Origin of the sequence: Micromonospora peucetia (genome assembly GCF_900091625.1) — a bacterium.
GTDB lineage: Bacteria > Actinomycetota > Actinomycetes > Mycobacteriales > Micromonosporaceae > Micromonospora > Micromonospora peucetia.
In genome coordinates this window covers 4,174,722-4,192,040 of record NZ_FMIC01000002.1, presented here as the reverse complement: position 1 = coordinate 4,192,040, position 17,319 = coordinate 4,174,722, and the positions used below count along the sequence as shown (strand labels likewise).

Annotated in this window: 7 protein-coding genes; 5 read left to right on the top strand and 2 right to left on the bottom strand. The window is 70.6% G+C overall.

What is annotated here, in order from left to right:
- Nucleotides 1-260: 260 nt before the first annotated feature.
- Nucleotides 261-1,385: a lytic polysaccharide monooxygenase gene (locus GA0070608_RS19500; RefSeq protein ID WP_091630015.1), complete on the top strand. Its 1,125-nt coding sequence runs from the start codon at nucleotides 261-263 to the stop codon at nucleotides 1,383-1,385.
- Between the two features lie 144 nt (nucleotides 1,386-1,529).
- On the opposite strand, the gene asnB is transcribed toward GA0070608_RS19500, so the two are convergent.
- Nucleotides 1,530-3,491, bottom strand: coding sequence for an asparagine synthase (glutamine-hydrolyzing) (gene asnB / locus GA0070608_RS19495; RefSeq protein ID WP_091630014.1), 1,962 nt, complete (start codon nucleotides 3,489-3,491; stop codon nucleotides 1,530-1,532).
- Nucleotides 3,492-3,623: 132 nt separating this feature from the next.
- Here asnB and GA0070608_RS19490 point away from each other — a divergent pair, with 132 nt between their 5' ends.
- The 4 genes from GA0070608_RS19490 to GA0070608_RS19475 all read left to right on the top strand — a co-directional run bounded on the left by GA0070608_RS19490 (nucleotide 3,624) and on the right by GA0070608_RS19475 (nucleotide 11,535).
- Entirely contained in the window at nucleotides 3,624-5,105 is a 1,482-nt protein-coding gene (locus GA0070608_RS19490; RefSeq protein WP_091630013.1) for an aminopeptidase P family protein, read from the top strand.
- A gap of 273 nt (nucleotides 5,106-5,378) precedes the next feature.
- Nucleotides 5,379-7,274 (top strand): RodZ family helix-turn-helix domain-containing protein, encoded by a 1,896-nt coding sequence (locus GA0070608_RS19485; protein ID WP_091630012.1) that lies wholly within the window; start codon nucleotides 5,379-5,381, stop codon nucleotides 7,272-7,274.
- Between the two features lie 423 nt (nucleotides 7,275-7,697).
- Nucleotides 7,698-9,506: a right-handed parallel beta-helix repeat-containing protein gene (locus tag GA0070608_RS19480; protein ID WP_141719496.1), complete on the top strand. Its 1,809-nt coding sequence runs from the start codon at nucleotides 7,698-7,700 to the stop codon at nucleotides 9,504-9,506.
- A 367-nt stretch (nucleotides 9,507-9,873) separates the two neighbouring features.
- Nucleotides 9,874-11,535, top strand: coding sequence for a right-handed parallel beta-helix repeat-containing protein (locus GA0070608_RS19475; RefSeq protein ID WP_091630010.1), 1,662 nt, complete (start codon nucleotides 9,874-9,876; stop codon nucleotides 11,533-11,535).
- Between the two features lie 134 nt (nucleotides 11,536-11,669).
- Here the strand turns inward: GA0070608_RS19475 and pulA are convergent, their stop codons facing one another.
- Complete coding sequence (pulA, locus tag GA0070608_RS19470) at nucleotides 11,670-17,162, bottom strand: pullulanase-type alpha-1,6-glucosidase (RefSeq protein WP_091630009.1); 5,493 nt, start codon at nucleotides 17,160-17,162, stop codon at nucleotides 11,670-11,672.
- Between the last annotated feature and the right edge of the window lie 157 nt (nucleotides 17,163-17,319).

Genomic DNA, 17,319 nt, shown 5'->3' with positions numbered 1-17,319 from the left:
CTATTGCGCGCTGTCGGCGTCCCGTGGTGGGATGGCGACTGCCGGGCGGCGCGGGGGCTGCCGTGCCGCCGGCGCCGGGTTCACATCCACGCGAGGGGCACCGGTCCGCGAGTCGGACCGCCGACGGCGCACGTACGCCGGCCTTCCACGCCGGGGCACGTCCGCCACGACCGTCGTTTCCGCGTCTCAGCGGGGCGGGCGGCGCTGCCGCCCCGCGCGTTGCCCGCGGGGCGCCCACGTCCCGCGAGTGAGGAGAACCCGTGTCCCACCGATCGCGTACGGCCGCGTTGCTCACCGCGGCCGCCACCCTTCTCGTGGGTGCCGTCGCCCTGACGGCGGGGCCCGACCCCGCCGCCGCGCACGGCGCCGCGATGACCCCCGGCAGCCGGACCTTCCTCTGTTGGAAGGACGGCCTCAGCAGCACCGGCGAGATCAAACCGAACAACCCCGCCTGCTCCGCCGCCGTGGCCCAGAGCGGAGCCAACTCGCTCTACAACTGGTTCAGCGTGCTGCGCTCGGACGCCGGCGGCCGGACCGTCGGGTTCATCCCGGACGGCAAGCTGTGCAGCGGCGGCAATCCCGGCTACGCCGGCTACGACCTGGCCCGCACCGACTGGCCGCTGACCCACCTGACGGCCGGGGCCGGAATGGAGTTCCGCTACAGCAACTGGGCCCACCACCCGGGCACCTTCTACTTCTATGTCACGAAGGACAGTTGGAGCCCGAACCGGCCGCTGGCCTGGAGCGACCTGGAGGAGCCGTTCCTGACGGTGACCAACCCGCCGCAGCGCGGCGGGGTCGGCACCAACGACGGGCACTACTACTTCAGCGGCAACCTGCCCACCAACAAGAGTGGCCGACACGTCATCTACTCGCGGTGGGTCCGCTCCGACAGCCAGGAGAACTTCTTCGGCTGCTCGGACGTCACCTTCGACGGCGGCAACGGCGAGGTGACGGGGGTCGGCCCGGGTGGCACGCCGCCGCCCACGCCCAACCCGACGACCCCGCCGCCGAACCCGACCACTCCCCCGCCGAACCCGACCACGCCGCCACCGAACCCGACCACCCCGCCACCGCACAGCGGTGACTGCATGGCGGTCTACAAGGTGGTCGGCGCCTGGAACGGCGGCTTCCAGGGCGAGGTCATGATCATGAATCACACCGCGTCGACGTGGTCGGGCTGGACAGCCAACTGGACGTGGCCCAGCGGGCAGAGCATCAACAACCTGTGGAACGGCACGCTGGGCGGGTCCGGTTCCTCGGTCACCGTGACCAACGCGGCCTACAACGGCACACTCGCCCCGGAGGGGACCACGACCTTCGGCTTCGTCGCCACCACCAACGGCACCAACACCCTGCCCACGGTCACCTGCTCCGGCCGCTGACCACTCCCCCACCCTCCGCCCACCCGGCCCGTGCCTGGCCCCGACCCGCTGAAACGATCAAGAGGTTTGCGTCCTCCGGGAGCGATTCCGGTGGCGCAAACCTCTTGATCGACACGGGTGGCCGGGACCCGGCCGGGGTGGGGGTCAGCGGACCATGGAGCCGACCACCGGCTTGGTGAGCAGGGCGGACGGGTTGCGCTGGATGCCCGGGTCGAGGGTCTTGGCGACGAAGATGGCGTGCCAGATGCAGAAGATCAGCACCGTCCACACCTTGCGGGAGTGGTCGGCCTCCTCCCGCTTGTGCTCCTCCAGCAGCCGCATCGCGTACGACAGGTCGAGCAGGTCACCGGCGCCGGAGGTGGACAGCACGTGCCGGGCCCACTCGTACATCTCGCCGCGCAGCCAGACCCGGGTGGGGGTCGGGAAGCCGAGCTTCTTGCGGTTGACGATGGCCGGCGGCACCACGCCCTGGAGGGCCTGGCGCATCGCGTACTTGGTGGCCTCGGAGCGGGGCGGGAGCTTCAAATCGACCGGAATCCTCGACGCCACGTCGAAGACCGCCCGGTCCAGGAAGGGCACCCGCACCTCCAGCGAGTGGGCCATCGAGATCCGGTCGGCCTTGACCAGGATGTCGCCACGCAGCCAGGTGTAGAGGTCGACGTACTGCATCTTGGTCACGTCGTCGAGCTCGGTGCACTCGGCGTAGATGGGCGCGGTGACGTCGGTGTAGCGGACCGAGGGGTCGTAGCGGCGCAGCAGGTGCTGCTTCTCCTCCTCGGTGAACATCCGGGCGTTGCCGTAGTAGCGCTGCTCGATCGGGGTGGTGCCGCGCTCCAGGAAGCTCTTGCCCTTGACCCCCTGCGGGATCGCCTTGGAGACCGCCCGCAGGCCCTTCTGCATGCCCCCCGGCAGCCCGTTGACGGAACTCAACGACAGCGGCTCGCGGTAGATGGTGTAGCCGCCGAAGAACTCGTCGGCGCCCTCACCGGAGAGCACCACGGTGACGTGCTCGGCGGCCTTCTTGGCCACGAAGTAGAGGGGCACCAGGGCCGGGTCGGCCACCGGGTCGTCCAGGTGCCAGACGATCTTCGGCAGCGCCTCGATCATGTCGTACGGCCCGATCTTGGTCGGGATGATGGTCACGTCGAGGTGCCGGGCCGAGTCCTGGGCGACGTCGATCTCGGAGTAGCCGGGGACGTCGTAGCCGACGGTGAAGGTGAGGATGTTCGGGTTGAACTCGCGGGCCAGGGCGACCACCGCGGTCGAGTCGATGCCGCTGGATAGGAACGAGCCGACCGGCACGTCGGAGCGCATGTGCATCCGGACGCTCTCCCGCAGCGTCTCCCGGATCTCGTGGTAGAGCCGCTGCTCGTCGTCGACCGGGGCGGGCCGGAACACCGGCCGGTACCACCGGCGCACGTCGATCCGCCCGCCCGGGGTCCAGGTGAGATATTCCCCGGAGCCGATCCGGCTGATCCCCTTGTGCAGGGTGCCGGGCTCGGGCACGTACTGCAGGGTCAGGTAGTGGCTGAGGTTGGCCGTGTCGATGCCGGCGTCGCCCTGGTAGTTGGAGTGCGCGAAGGGCAGCAGTGCCTTCTTCTCCGAGGCGAGGTAGAGGCCGTCGGCGGTCTCCAGGTAGTGCAGCGGCTTGATGCCGAAGTAGTCCCGGCCGCCGAACGCGCGGCGCTCCTGCCGGTCCCAGATGACGAAGGCGAACATGCCCCGCAGCCGGGTGAGCACCTGCTCGCCCCAGTAGTGGTAGCCAGCGACGATCACCTCGCCGTCACCGGCCGTGGCGAACTGCGCGCCGAAGTCCCGGGTCAGCTCCTCGCGCAGCTCGATGTAGTTGTAGATCTCCCCGTTGAAGGTGAGCAGGTAGCGCCCGTTCGCGTAGGGCAACGGCTCCTGGCTGGAGGCCACGTCGATGATCGCGAGCCGCTTGTGCGCGAACACCCCGTCCGCGTACCGGCCGGAGACGTCGCCGACCACCTCGACACCGGTCTCGTCCGGTCCGCGGTGGTGCAGGCATTCCAACGCCCCGGCGATGTTGTCGCGGTGGGCGGCGGCGTCACCGCGCGCGCTGAAGAAGGCCAGGAGTCCGCACATGATTGCCATCTTTCCACGCGGCCCGACCGGGCGTCGCGGCACCGCTGGGCTCGCCCTCCGAGGTCCCGGCCGGGCCGGTCCCCGATCCCACGCGGTACGGTCTGACCTGCAATGACACGGAGGGAGCAGGGCATGACCGAGGGACGCACCGAGAGCAGGCCGGCGGACGGCACCGAGTCGCACGACCCGGACTTCCCCGAGGCGTTCCTGGCGTTCATGCGGCAGGGTTGGCGGGACACCACCCTGCCGGTCGGTCCGCGGCCGGAGGCGCCGAACTACGCCAAGCGGCGGGCCGCGCTCTCGGCGGCCTTCCCGGGCGAGACCCTGGTGGTCCCGACCGGCGGCGAGAAGGTACGCGCCAACGACACCGACCACCCCTTCCGGCCGGGCAGCGACTTCGTCTACCTGACCGGCGACCACGACCCGGACAGCGTGCTCGTACTGCGCCCGAACGGGTCGGGTCACGACGCCACGCTGTACATGCGGCCCCGGTCGTCCCGGCTGACCGACGAGTTCTTCCGCAGCCGCAACGGCGAGCTGTGGGTCGGCCGGCGGCACACGTTGGCCGAGAAGTCGACCGAACTGGAGCTGCCCACGGCGGACCTGAGCGAGCTGGACGCGGCGCTCGCCGGCCTGGCGCCGGGGCGTACCCGGGTGCTGCGCGGCTTCGACGCGCGGGTGGACACGGCCGTGCGCCCGTACGACGGTGACCGCGCCGAGGGCCGGCCGGCGCGCGACCGGGAGCTGGCGATCGCCGTCTCGGAGCTGAAGCTGGTCAAGGACGAGTGGGAGATCGCCCAGCTCCAGGACGCGGTCGACGCGACCGTCCGCGGGTTCGAGGACGTGGCCCGGGCGCTGCCGGCGGACCGCGGCGTCTCGGAACGCCTGCTGGAGGGGATCTTCGCGTTGCGCGCCCGGCACGACGGAAACGACGTCGGCTACGGCTCGATCGTCGGCGCGGGCGAGCACGCCACGATCCTGCACTGGGTGCACAACCACGGCACCACCCGTCCGGGCGAGCTGCTGCTGATGGACATGGGTGTGGAGAACCGCAACCTGTACACCGCCGATGTCACCCGGGTGCTGCCGGTCGACGGCCGGTTCACCCCGCTTCAGCGCCAGGTCTACGAGGCGGTGTACGCCGCACAGCAGGCCGGCATCGACGCCATCCGGCCCGGCGTGGCGTTCCGGGAGGTCCACCTGAGCTCGATGCGCGTGCTCGCCCAGGCACTGTCCGACCTGGGTCTGCTGCCGGTGAGCGTCGACGAGGCGATGGACGGGCAGTCGACGGTCTACCGGCGCTGGACGCTGCACGGCACCAGCCACATGCTCGGCCTCGACGTGCACGACTGCGCGAACGCCCGCAAGGAGAACTACCGGGACGGCACGCTGGGCGAGGGCCACGTGCTCACCGTCGAGCCCGGGCTCTACTTCCAGCCCGAGGACGAACTGGTCCCCGAGGAGCTGCGCGGCATCGGCATCCGCATCGAGGACGACATCCTGGTCACCGCGACCGGCGCGGTGAACCTCTCCGCCGGGCTGCCGCGTGCCGCCGACGAGGTGGAGACCTGGCTGGCCGAGCAGCGCGAGGCGGGCCCGCGTCTGCCCGGCTGACCTCGCCCCGCACCCCGCCGCAGCCCGGCCGCGACCCACGTCCCGGCCGGGCTGTTCGCCGTCCAGGCCCGGCCGGCGACGTCATCGCCAAGCCGAGCCGAGGTGGCGCTTCGCCCTGAATGTCGCCCGAAAACGCATATCTTTCACTTTCATCAACATCGCGAAGACAGCTCACTTACGGTTGGCACCGAACCTGTCTACCCGATTTAGGGCTCTATGCGCCTCCTGTGGCGATACGCGCCCGCCAGACATGAGAGATGTGGGTGAGGGCATATGTCCACCAAACAGTTCGAAGAATCCGGTACGGAGCGTCCGGCTGCCCGTCGCCGGAAGCGGCCCGTCCTGTGGGTCGCCACCGGGGTCGCCGGCCTGACCGGGGCGGTCGGTCTGGCGGCCAGCGGCGTGGTGACGCTGCCGGGCGTATCCGCAGCGGGCAGCCTCGATCGCCTGTCCGACCGACACCTGACCGAGGCGGCCGCCCAGGCGAAGACGCCGTTGGGCGCCGACGACCAGGTCGGCGCCGTGGCCGGGGCCGGCACGAACGTGGGCGGCCCGGACCCCGGTGCGGACGGAAAAGGAGACAAAAAGGGGCTGGACGACAAGAAGCAGGACGTCACGGACGTGCCCTGCGCCACCGACAAGCTGATCGTCGCGCTCAACCGGGTGAATGCCGACCACGGGGGCACGCTCAAGCTCGCCCAGGGCTGCACCTACCTGCTCACGCTGAACCGGAACGGGAACGGCCTGCCGGAGATCGTGCGGCCGATCACCATCCAGGGCGAGGGCGCCACCATTCTCCGCGCCACGAACGCCGCTGCCTTCCGGATCTTCAGCGTCGGCGCCGGCGGCGACCTGACGCTGCACGACCTCACCGTCAAGGGTGGGTTCGCCCAGACCAATCTCGGCGGCGGCGGCCTTCTCGTGCAGGCCGGCGGCCGGGCGACGATCCATGACAGCCGCATCACCGGGAACCAGAGCAGCAGCGTCGGCGGTGGCATCACGAACTTCGGCGCCACCAGGATTCTCACCACAGCCGGCACCAGCGCGGAGAACGACGGCCAGAACAAGGGCCCGCTCGGCCTGGCGGACGACGACCGGGCCGCCGGGGGCCCCGATGACGCGGACGGTATCGACGGCGCCGCCCCGGACGGCGCCGTCGAGACCCACCCCGGCACCGATGCCGGCACCGCCGCACCCACCGCCCCGGACACCGACACCCAGGCCCCGATCGGCACCGCGGCACCCACCGCCCCGGACACCGACACCCAGGCTCCCATCGGCACCGCGGCACCCACCGCCCCGGACACCGACACCCAGGTCCCCGCCGACACCGCGGCGCCCACCGTTCCCGACGGGGGTACGGCAGGGGCCGCCGGCAGCGGAGGGCCGGTCGCCCAGGACGCCAGCAAGCCCGGCCAGGACAAGGGCGGAAACGGCGAGAGCGAGGATGCCCGGGAGGGTGAGGTCACCTACAACACCGCCGTGAGCAGCGGCGGAGGGATCTACAACATCGGCCAACTCGCCGTCGAGGACTCCCGGGTGAGCCACAACCAGAGCGGCGACACCGGTGGTGGGCTGGAGAACGCCGGCTCCGCCGTCGTCACCAACACCTGGATCGCGCACAACGACGCCGAGGGTTCGGGCGGCGGCGTCCAGAGTGGCGGCAACCCCAACGTCGTCATGACCATCAAGCAAAGCGAGGTGTTCGACAACAGCAGTGGTGAAAGCGGCGGCGGCATCCGCAACGTGGGCACGATGTACGTGCAGGACAGCACGGTCCGCGACAACACTGCCAACAGCGACGGCGGTGGCATCGCCAACCTCGCCGCTACCTTCAGCGGACTGTCGGTCTCGAACAGCAAGGTCAACGACAACGTTGCCCGGGGCAACGGCGGTGGTATCTCCAACGACAGCGGCCAGGTGGTCGTCTTCAACAGCGAGGTCGACCGGAACCGGGTTGCCGCGGACCAGCGGGTCGCTGGCGGGATCTACAACCAGGGCGGAACGATTTCCCTGATCAAGTCCCGGATCACCCAGAACTCCTCGCTTCTGGGCCCGGGTGGGGTCTCCTCCGACAACAACCGGGTCACGGTGGACAACGAGACGGTGATCATCGAAAACAAGCCCACCAACTGCGAGGGTCGCCCGGCCCCGAACTGCTTCGGCTGATCCGAGGCAGCAGCCGGCACTGGCCGGCGATCAGCAACGAGTTCCGGCGTCGCCGGGAAGGGCCGTGGTCGCGGCCCTTCCCGGCGGCGCCGCTCCGCGCGTACGGCCTGCCATCCGACGGCACTGACGCCGACAGCCAGAGCGGGGTGGGCCTCGCCTGAAGGTGCCCCCGGGCCGGGACCCCCGTCGACCTCCCCGGCAGCCGACGGGATTTGTGCTGTTCAGGTGGGCTTCATCCCCAGCGTGGACCGGCTGCGGACGGACGACCGATGTGAGGCAAATATGGAGCTTTCTCGGATACGTCCTCATCGCGAGGATCCTTCTCATACGGTGGTCAACAGAGGCTGCAAACCGATTTGTGGCTGGTCGCACCGTCTTGTCTGGTGCGTTCACCTTGAGAGCAGGAAAGGGCGGAAGGCTCTGATGTCCGATGACGTAACGAGACCTGACGGTGGCCCGCCCGAGGGCACACCGATGCGAGGGCGGCGCAAACTCTGGGTGGCCGCCGGCGTGGCCGGGCTGACCGGCGTCGTCGGACTGGCGGCGCTGGGCGGCCTGGCCGCCCGTGACGACAAGTCCGGCGCTGCCGACCGGCTCTCCGACGCCCAGGCGTCGGCCCCGAAGCAGAACGTCAGCGACGCCGGCAAGGCCGACGAGGCCGGCGGCGACCAGGCCGGCAAGGGCGAGGACGACTGGTCCGGCGACGACTGGTCCGGTGGTGACCGGAGCGGTGGCGACTGGGGCGGCGGCAAGGACGACCGGAAACACGACAGCCGGGTGAAGGAGGTGCCCTGCGACACCGACAAGCTCATCCAGGCGATCACGGACGCCAACAAGACCAACGGCGCGACGCTGAAGCTCGCCAAGCACTGCACCTACGAGCTGACGCGCAGCGAGCACGGCAACGGCCTGCCCGTGATCAAGGAGTCGATCGTCCTCAAGGGCGAGGACACCAGGATCGTCAGGGCGGCCGAGGCCGAGCGCTTCCGGATCCTGAACGTCGGCAGCAGCGGTCACCTGACCCTGAAGGACGTGACCGTCAAGGGTGGGCAGACCGTCGCCCTGAAGATGGTCCCGGCACCGGTCCGCTCGTTCGAGCTTCCCGAGCCGACCGAGGCCACGGCGGAACCGGCCCGCAAGCCGGCCATGGCCGCGCCCAAGCCGCCAGCCGCCGCCACGTCCGGGACGTCGGTCACTCCGTCGGCTCGTTCCGGCGCCGTCGCGACGGCCCAGTCCGGTGCCACCGTGACGGCCGTGCCCGGCGGCACCATGACGGCCGTGCCCGGCGGCACCATGACGGCCGTGCCCGGCGGCACCATGACGGCCGTGCCCGGCGGCACCGTGACGGCCGTGCCCGACAGCGCCGACGGGGCGGGCATCCTGGTCCAGCAGGGCGGCCGCGCCGACATCGAGCACAGCAGGATCGTGCAGAACCACGCCGGCCGGGACGGCGGCGGCATCGCCAACTTCGGCACCACCAACATCCGCCACACCGCGGTCGAGGAGAACAGCGCCAACGGCTTCGGCGGTGGCATCTTCAACGTCGGAGTGCTGCGGGTCGAGGAATCCAAGGTGTCGAAGAACAGCGCCCGGCTGGGCGGCGGCGGCATCGCCAACGGCACGACTCCGAACGGCACGACGGTGGGCGGTGGCACCGTATGGGTGTGGAAGAGCGCCATCAGCCACAACCGGACCTCGTTCATCGGCGGCGGCGTCTTCGACAACCAGGGCGACACCACGATCACACAGAGCGAGATCACGGGCAACACCGCCGGCACGGACGCGGGCGGGCTGGTCGCCTTCAGCGACAGCAGGCTGTCCCTGGAGAAGGTCGTGGTCGCCAAGAACTACGCCGACGACGAGGCTGGCGGCATCGGCGTCGGCGGGGGCAGCAACGCCGTGATCGAGCACAGCGTGATCAAGGAGAACGTCGCCGGAGGTGCCGGTGGCGGCGGACTGTTCAACGACGAGGGCACCGTCACCCTGCGGGACAGCGAGGTCCTGGCGAACCAGGCGGTCGGCGAGTCCGGGGTGGGCGGCGGCATCGTGAACGACTTCGGCCGGACGAAGCTGATCAGCACGAAGGTGGCCCACAACGTCGCCACCCAGCCGCCGGGCGGCATCTTCACCAACAACGACGGCGTTCTGATCGACCGGAAGTCCGCCGTCACCGACAACCGGCCGACGAACTGTAAGGGCAGTCCGGTCATCCCCGACCGCTGCTTCGGCTGAACACCCGAAAGCGACACCACATAGAGAGAGGGCTCCTCCGCAGGCCGCACCGCCGGCCACGGAGGAGCCCTCTCACCTCCCTCCGCCCTCATGGCCGTTCCCTCGCCGATCCACACGATCTGTGCCGACTACACCCGGCAGTCGGCCGACTCACCTACCGCCACCGGTGCGGCGGATGGGCCGCGCCGGGCTGTCCGCACCGGGCACGAGGGCCCCGCGCCGAATGCGGGGTTCTTTCGCATATGGCCGCGAGGCGAGGAAGATTCTCATATTGTCTGGTTCGGGAGCTACAACCGATTTGTAGCGGGGGACGCTCGCCTGTGGCGCTGCGACCCTGTCTGGTACGAGGAGAGGGCAGAGAGCTCCGATGTCCAACTACCTAACGAACAACGACTCCGAGCGGCCGGCGGCGCCGAAGCGCCGCCGCAAGCTCTGGCTCGCCAGCGGTGTGGCTGGGTTGACCGGCGTTGTCAGCCTCGCCGCCGTGGGTGTCGCCACCGGCGCCGGCGCGGTCGGCGCGGACGGCCTGAAGTGGGCCACCGCCCAGGTCAGCATGGACGGCGACCAGGGCGCGGACCGCGAGGACAAGGGCCGCGAGGGCGAACAGGGCCGCGAGGACAGAGAAGGCCGGGACCGGAACGACAAGGACCGGAACGACAAGAATCGGGACCACAAGGATCGCGGGAAGGAGGTGCCCTGCGACTCCGACAAACTGATCCAGGCAATCGTCTTCGCCAACAACAACCACGGCGCCGAGCTGAATCTGGCCAAGGACTGCACCTACAAGCTGACCCGGTCCGACAACTACGGCAACGGCCTGCCGGTGATCAAGGAGCGGATCACGCTCAAGGGTCACGACACCAAGATCGTGCGGGACGCCACCGCCGAACACTTCCGGATCCTCAACGTCGCCGGCGGCGGCCATCTCACCCTCAAGGGCCTGACCATCAAGAACGGTCAGACCCTCCACCGGAAGATGACGGAGACCGTCTCGGCCGAGGCGGTGTGGTCGCGCTACTCGAACTCGGTCGAGGCCACTGCGGCGGCCACGGCCGGCAAGCCGTACCTGCCGCTGCTCCAGGCCGAACCGAAGGGTGCGGCGGCGGCGGAGGCCGCGGCGGCCAAGACCGACGCCGGGGCCCTGGATGAGCCGAAGCCCAACGACGGCGCCGGCATCCTGGTGCAGCCGGGTGGCTCCGCCGACATCGAGAAGAGCCACATCGTGGAGAACCAGGCCGGTGGCAACGGTGGCGGCATCGCCAACTTCGGCAAGACCAGCCTGCGCCACACCACGGTCGCCGACAACACCGCCTTCTTCTTCGGCGGCGGCATCCTGAACGCCGGGGTGCTCAAGGTCGAGGAGTCCCACATCAAGCACAACAACGCCGGGATCGGCGGCGGCGGCATCTCCAACGGTGCCCCGGGCATCCACCACCGTGACGTCGACGGCGGCACGATGTGGATCGAGAAGAGCGAGATCAGCGGCAACGACACGATCGGCTTCGGCGGTGGTCTGCTCGACATCGAGGGCAACACCACCATCAAGCACTCCAAGATCACCGACAACGACGCGGTGATCGCTGGCGGCGGCATCGCCGCGGCGAAGCACAGCCAGCTCTACCTGTACAAGGTCACGATCGCCAAGAACACCACCGTCGGCGTCGGCGGCGGTATGGCACTGGCCTTCGGCGCCACCACCACCGCGGAGAAGACCGAGGTCAAGGAGAACGTCGCCGGCTTCTTCGGTGGCGGCGTGTTCAACCTGTTCAGCACGGTCACATTCCGCGACAGCGAGATCGTCGGGAACCGGGCCGTCGGGCCGATCGGCATCGGCGGCGGCATCTTCAACGTGTTCGGCAAGGTCAACCTGCACGACACGAAGGTCGCCAACAACTTCTCCACCCTCAAGCCGGGCGGGGTGTTCAACTACGGCGGCAAGGTCAACGTGGACGACAAGTCCGCGATCAAGGGCAACAAGCCGACCAACTGCAAGGGCAGCCCGTCACCGGTGCCCAACTGCTTCGGCTGATCACCCTCGGGTGACGCGCGGCCCGTCCGGCCGCACCGGAGCCGAACGCCGAACCGGCCCCCTTCCGCACATCGCGGAAGGGGGCCGGTCCACGTCGATCGGCGCGTCGTGGTCTCCGTGAGGAACGTCGCGGGCTACCGCTGCACGAAGACCGCCACGCTGCGGGCCGGCACGGTGAACGTGCCGCTGGCCCGGTTGAAGGAGGCCGTCCGCAGTGTCTCGTCGGCCGAGGTCCGCAGCACCGGGTGCAGCGCCACGTCCGCCCCGCGCAGCCCGGTCAGCCGTTGCTGCGCCGTCTCCGGAGTGGCGTTGAAGACGACCGTCACCGACTTCCACCGCCCGTCGAGGCCTCGGCCGTCCAGCGTCATGGTGAGCACGCCGGGGGTCTCCGCCGTGCCGGAGAGCGGGAAGGCGACCCGCCTCTGCACCTGCTCTGCCGAGGTCAACCCGAAGACCGGCGAGGAGGCCCGGATCTTCAGCAGCTCGGCGTACCGGGCGTCCGTCATGGTGATCGCGGCGCAGTCCGGGACCAGTGCCGGGTCGGCCAGCAGCGGCTTGGCGTACGGCCACTTGTCCCGGTTGTCCTGCTCGGGCGGCAGGCCGGCGCCGAAGCCGTTGCCCTGGGCGCAGTCCCAGCGGATCTGGTTGAACCAGTCGCCGGAGTTGTACGAGTTGCGGTCCAGCGACTTCGACCTCAGCCGCTCGGTGCCGGTGGTGACGAATCCGGGGCCCTGCCCCATCATCACCGTGCCCAGCGCCAGCACCTGCATCCGGGCCCGGTCCGCCACCGGGGTGTCCTGCGGCAGCTTGTACGCCAACGCGTCGTACAGGATCTCGTTGTCGTGCGCGTCGACGTAGGTGACCGCCTCCCCGGGCGCGGCGGTGTAGCCGGCGGGCGAGCCGTTGTAGTCGACCTGCGCGCCGGTCACCTGCCGGCCCGCCGAGTCGGTGAACCGGTAGCCGCGCAGGTTGCCGGTCAGCCCCACCTTGATCAGGTCGTGCTGGTGCAGCAGCCGGGCCCGCTGCTCGGCCGCGGAACCGTTCACGGAATCACCGTTGGGGTCGGTGAAGAGACCGGAGGCGAAGCCCTGCACCCGGGGGTTGGCGTCGAACGGACCGCCACCGCGTACCGCGTCGCGCAGCCGGTCGTTGAAGGTGCCGATCCCGGTGCCGGCCATGTTGGCCTGGGTGGCCTGCACGAACCGGGCGTCGTCGGCGACCTCGCCGAAGTTCCAGCCCTCGCCGTAGAGCAGGATCTTCTTCCCGTCCACGCCGTCACGGGCGACGGTCAGCTCGTCGAGCGCCTCGCGTACGGCCAGGATGTTCGCCTTCGGGTGGTGGCCCATCAGGTCGAACCGGAAGCCGTCCACCTTGTACGCGCGGGCCCAGGTGACCAGCGAGTCCACCACCAGCTTGCCCATCATGGCGTGCTCGGGGGCGGTGTTGGCGCAGCAGGTCGAGTTGGCGACGGCACCGTCGTCCAGCAACCGGTGGTAGTAGCCCGGCACCACCTGGTCGAGCACCGACTTCTCATCGGCGCCCGCCGCCGAGGTGTGGTTGTAGACGACGTCCATCACCACGCGCAGCCCGGCGCCGTTGACCCCGGCCACCATCTGCCGAAACTCGGTGGTGCGCCGCGCCCCGGCCGGGTCGACCGCGTAGCCGCCCTCCGGCACGGTGTAGTGCAGCGGGTCGTACCCCCAGTTGTAGCCGTCGGTGTCGGCCACGGCCGCGACACACTTCTGCTGCTGCTCGGAGTCCGGCGGCAGCGCGGCCAGGTCGCAGGCGGGCTGCCGCTGGTCGGCGCGGCGCTCGGGGATCGTGGCGAAGTCGAACGCGGGCAGCAGGTGCAGGTGGGTCACCCCGGCGTCGCCGAGCGCCTTCAGGTGCCTCATGCCGGCGGTGCCCGGGTCGGTGAAGGCGAGGTAGCTGCCTCGCCGCTCGGCCGGCACGGTGGTGTCGGCGATCGAGAAGTCCCGCACGGACAGCTCGGAGATCTGCACCTTCGTCGACGGCACCGCTGCCGGCTTGCGCAGCTTGGTCCACCCGGCCGGGGCGAGCGCCGGATCGGACAGGTCCACGATCTGGCTGTGCGTGGAGTCCGGCGCGAGGGCCAGCGAGTACGGGTCGGTCACCGAGGCGGTGACCACCTGCTGCGTCGCCGGCTGCCACGCCTGCACCTGGTAGCGGTAGTACCTGCCGGTCCAGTCGCGGGCGCCGCGCACCGACCAGACGCCGGTGCGGTCGTCGCGGCGCATCGCCACCGCCCTCGGCGTCGCGGTCGGCGAGTCGAAGAGCTGGAGCGACACCTGCCGCGCCGTCGGCGCCCAGACCGCGAGCGTCGGCACCTGGCCTGCAAAGGTCGGCCCGAGCCTCGCGTCGGTGGCCCGGGCGTAGACGTCGTCGAGCACACCGGGGATCTGCACGCCGGTCGCGGCGAGCAGGGTGCCCTCGGCGTCCCGCTCGGTCACCAGGAGCTGCCCGCGCAGGGCCGCGGGAACCTTCGCCAGGTCCCGCCGGTCGAGCGTGAAGCCGCGGTGCGCCCACAGGTGCGGGAAGGCCGCGCGCTGGGCCTCGGTGAGCCCGTTGCGTCGCGCGGCCAACGGCAGCGTGCTGTACGTCCCGGCCAGCTCGCCGTCGACGACGGTGACCCCTCCGGCCGGGGCGGCGACGAGGGCGTACGTCCTGCCGTCGGTGGGCCCGGTCTGCCAGGCGACGGTGGAGCGGTCGATCCAGTGCGCCTTCTGCTTCGTGATGTCGACATCCCGGGCGGCGCCGGAGGCGGTGGACGGCAGCAGCCGTCCGGGTGTGCCGGCGAGCAGCCACACCTCACGGCCGGCGCTGGCGAAGTCGAGCCGCTGGTCGGTCGGCAGGTCCTTCTCGTCGCCTGCGTGGATGATGTAGCTCAGCCCGGTGGCCCCGGCGGCGAGCGGCACCCGGAAGACCGCGCCGAAGGCGTCGACGCGCTCCGGGGTGAGCGGGGTGGCCCAGTCCGTCGGGTTGGCGGCGCCGTCCCACAGGTGCAGGCCCCAGCCGTCGTAGTTGCCGTCGGCCCGGCGGTAGTGGATGACGACGGTGTCGTCGGCGACCGGCGGGTCGGGTTCGCCGGTGGCGGCCTGCCTGCTCGGGTAGGTCGCCGGGTCGCCCTGCTTCACCCAGACCTCCCCGGTCTTCGTCACGTCGATCGTCCGGTCCTGTCCGACGTCCTTGTTCCCGTTCGAGTCGACCACCAGGAAGCCGACCGACTTCGCGCCCGGCTTGAGCTTCACCCAGGCGAACCGGCCGTAGGAGTCCTCGCCCGCGAACGGCTGCCCCTCGGGCCACTCGGTGGCGTACGCGGGGTCGATGTCACCCCAGGCGTAGAGGCCCCAGTCGTCGTAGCCGCCGGCCGGGCGCTGGTAGTGCACCACCGCCCAGTCGCGGGAGGCGGACTGCGCCGGGGTGCCCACGGTCGCGGTGGACCGGGTGCTCGCGGTGCGGCCCTTTCCGTCGCGGACGACGGCCTTGTACTCGACCCTCGTGCCGCCGGCCAGCCCGGTCAGGTCGTGGTGCACCGTGTACGGGGCCCGGTCGGCGCTGCCGAGCAGCGTCCACCTGCCGCCGGCGACCCGGGCGGCGACGGTGACGGTGGCCAACGGATCGCCGGTGACCTGGGCGGTGACCGCGGCCTTCGTGGCGACGGGCTCGCCGGGTGCCGGGGCGGTGATCGTGATCCGCGGCGCGGCGTCGGGCGACGCGATCGGCGTGCCGGCGCGGTGCACCACGGCCGACAGCGGCGGCACGGTCAGGGTGAGCCGGCCGTCCACGCCGGCGACCGGGGCGGCCGATCCGCCGTACACGCCGGTGAAGGTGGCACCGGCCGACCAGGTGTCCACGGTGACAGTCTGCGCGGTCGCGGCGTTGTTCACCGCGACGACGTACTCGGTGCGCTGCTTCGGGTCGACCCGGGAGAACGCGAAGACGCCGGGACCGTCTGCGGCGTACCGGCTGACCTGCACGCCGTCACGCAGCGCCGGGTGTGCCTGGCGCAACTCGCCCAGCTCGGCGATGGCCCGGTAGAGCGGGTGGGCGCGGTCGAACTGGTCGCTGGCGTGGGTGCGGTCGGTGCCGAGCAGGTCGTCGTCGAGGTAGTCCGGCGTGCGGGAGGCGAACATGTCCTGTCGGGCGTCCTTGTCGCCGCCCGGGCCGGTGAAGCCCTGCTCGTCGCCGGAATAGACCACCGGCTGGCCGCGGGTGAGGAACATCAGCTCGTGGGCGAGCCGGTCACGGCGCAGGTGGGTGGCCGGGTCGGTGCCGCCGCCGGCGATGAACGAGCCGATCCGGCCCATGTCGTGGTTGCCGAGGAAGGTGGGCAGCCGGCCGGCGTCGGTGTCCCGGGTGCGGTAGAGGTCGTCGCGGGCGTACACGTCGGCGAGGGCCTTGGCGGAGCCGTCTCCGGCGGTGTAGCCGCGGGCCGCCTCCTGGAAGGCGAAGTCGAGGGTGGCCGGCAGGCCGCCGCGCCGCAGGTAGGTCGAGGTGATCTCCGGGTCGGCGCTGTAGACCTCGCCGAACATGAAGAAGTCCTTCTTGCCGGCGCGTTCGGCGGCGCGTTCGATGCCCTGACTGAACTGCGGCCAGAAGTCGAGGTTGGTGTGCTTGACGGTGTCCAGCCGGAAGCCGTCGACACCGGTGGACGCCACCCAGTCGGAGTAGACCTTCGTCAGGCCGCGCACCACCTCGGGACGCTCGGTCCACAGGTCGTCGAGACCGAAGAAGTCGCCGTACTCGCTGTTCTCCCCGGCGAAGGTGGAGTCGCCCCGGTTGTGGTACATGGTCGGATCGTTCAGCCAGGCCGGGACCTTGACCTTCGCGTCGGCCGGGGTCGCGAACGTCGGGGTGTACGGGAACGACGTGTTGTCCACCTTCGGGAAGTCCCGGGTGCCGTCGGCGTGGTTGCGGTCCTCGAAGGGCCGCCCCTGCGCGTCGGTGTACGGCGCGGTCGTCTTGTCCACGTAGGTGTACTTGTCCTCGGCGTACTTGATGACGTCGGCGGTGTGGTTGACGATGACGTCGAGGTAGATCTTGATCCCGCGCCGGTGGGCGAGCGTGACCAGCCGCTTCAGGTCCTCGTTGGTGCCGAAGTGCGGGTCGACCTGGGTGAAGTCGGTGATCCAGTAGCCGTGGTAGCCGGCCGAGACGTCGGCCCCGGTGCCCTGCACCGGACGGTTCTTGAAGATGGGGGCGAGCCAGATGGCCGTGGTGCCGAGCCCTTCGATGTAGTCGAGCCGGTCCATGACGCCCTTGAGGTCCCCGCCGTGGTAGAAGCCCTTGTCCGTCGGGTCGAGGCCGGTGGAGAGCCGGTCGCCGGTGAGGCCGCCGGTGTCGTTGCGCCGGTCGCCGTTGGCGAACCGGTCCGGCAGGACGAAGTAGAACTGCTCGGCGCGGGTCTGGTGGCTTCCGGCTTCGAGCAGCGCCTGCACCGAGGGCTCGGTGCGCCACTGGGCGGCGCCGGTGGCGGCCAGCGGGCCGGTGTCGTCTGGGGTGTCGGCGCCGAGTTGGCGCACGGCGATCGGGGTGCCGACGAGGGTGAGGGTGAGCAGGGAGACGAGCGCGAGCAGGGCCTTGCGCGGTATCGGCGGGGGATTCATCGACGGCCTCCTCTGGTCGCTGACTGGCCCGCACGCTAGCCCTTGCCGAAACGTTCTGCAATACCTTGCAAACAAAGTCGTAACACGACAACAGGCTTGCAAGGATGGTCCTCCGAGGCGACGCCCTGCCCGGAGCGAGCGGTCCGCCTCCGACCGC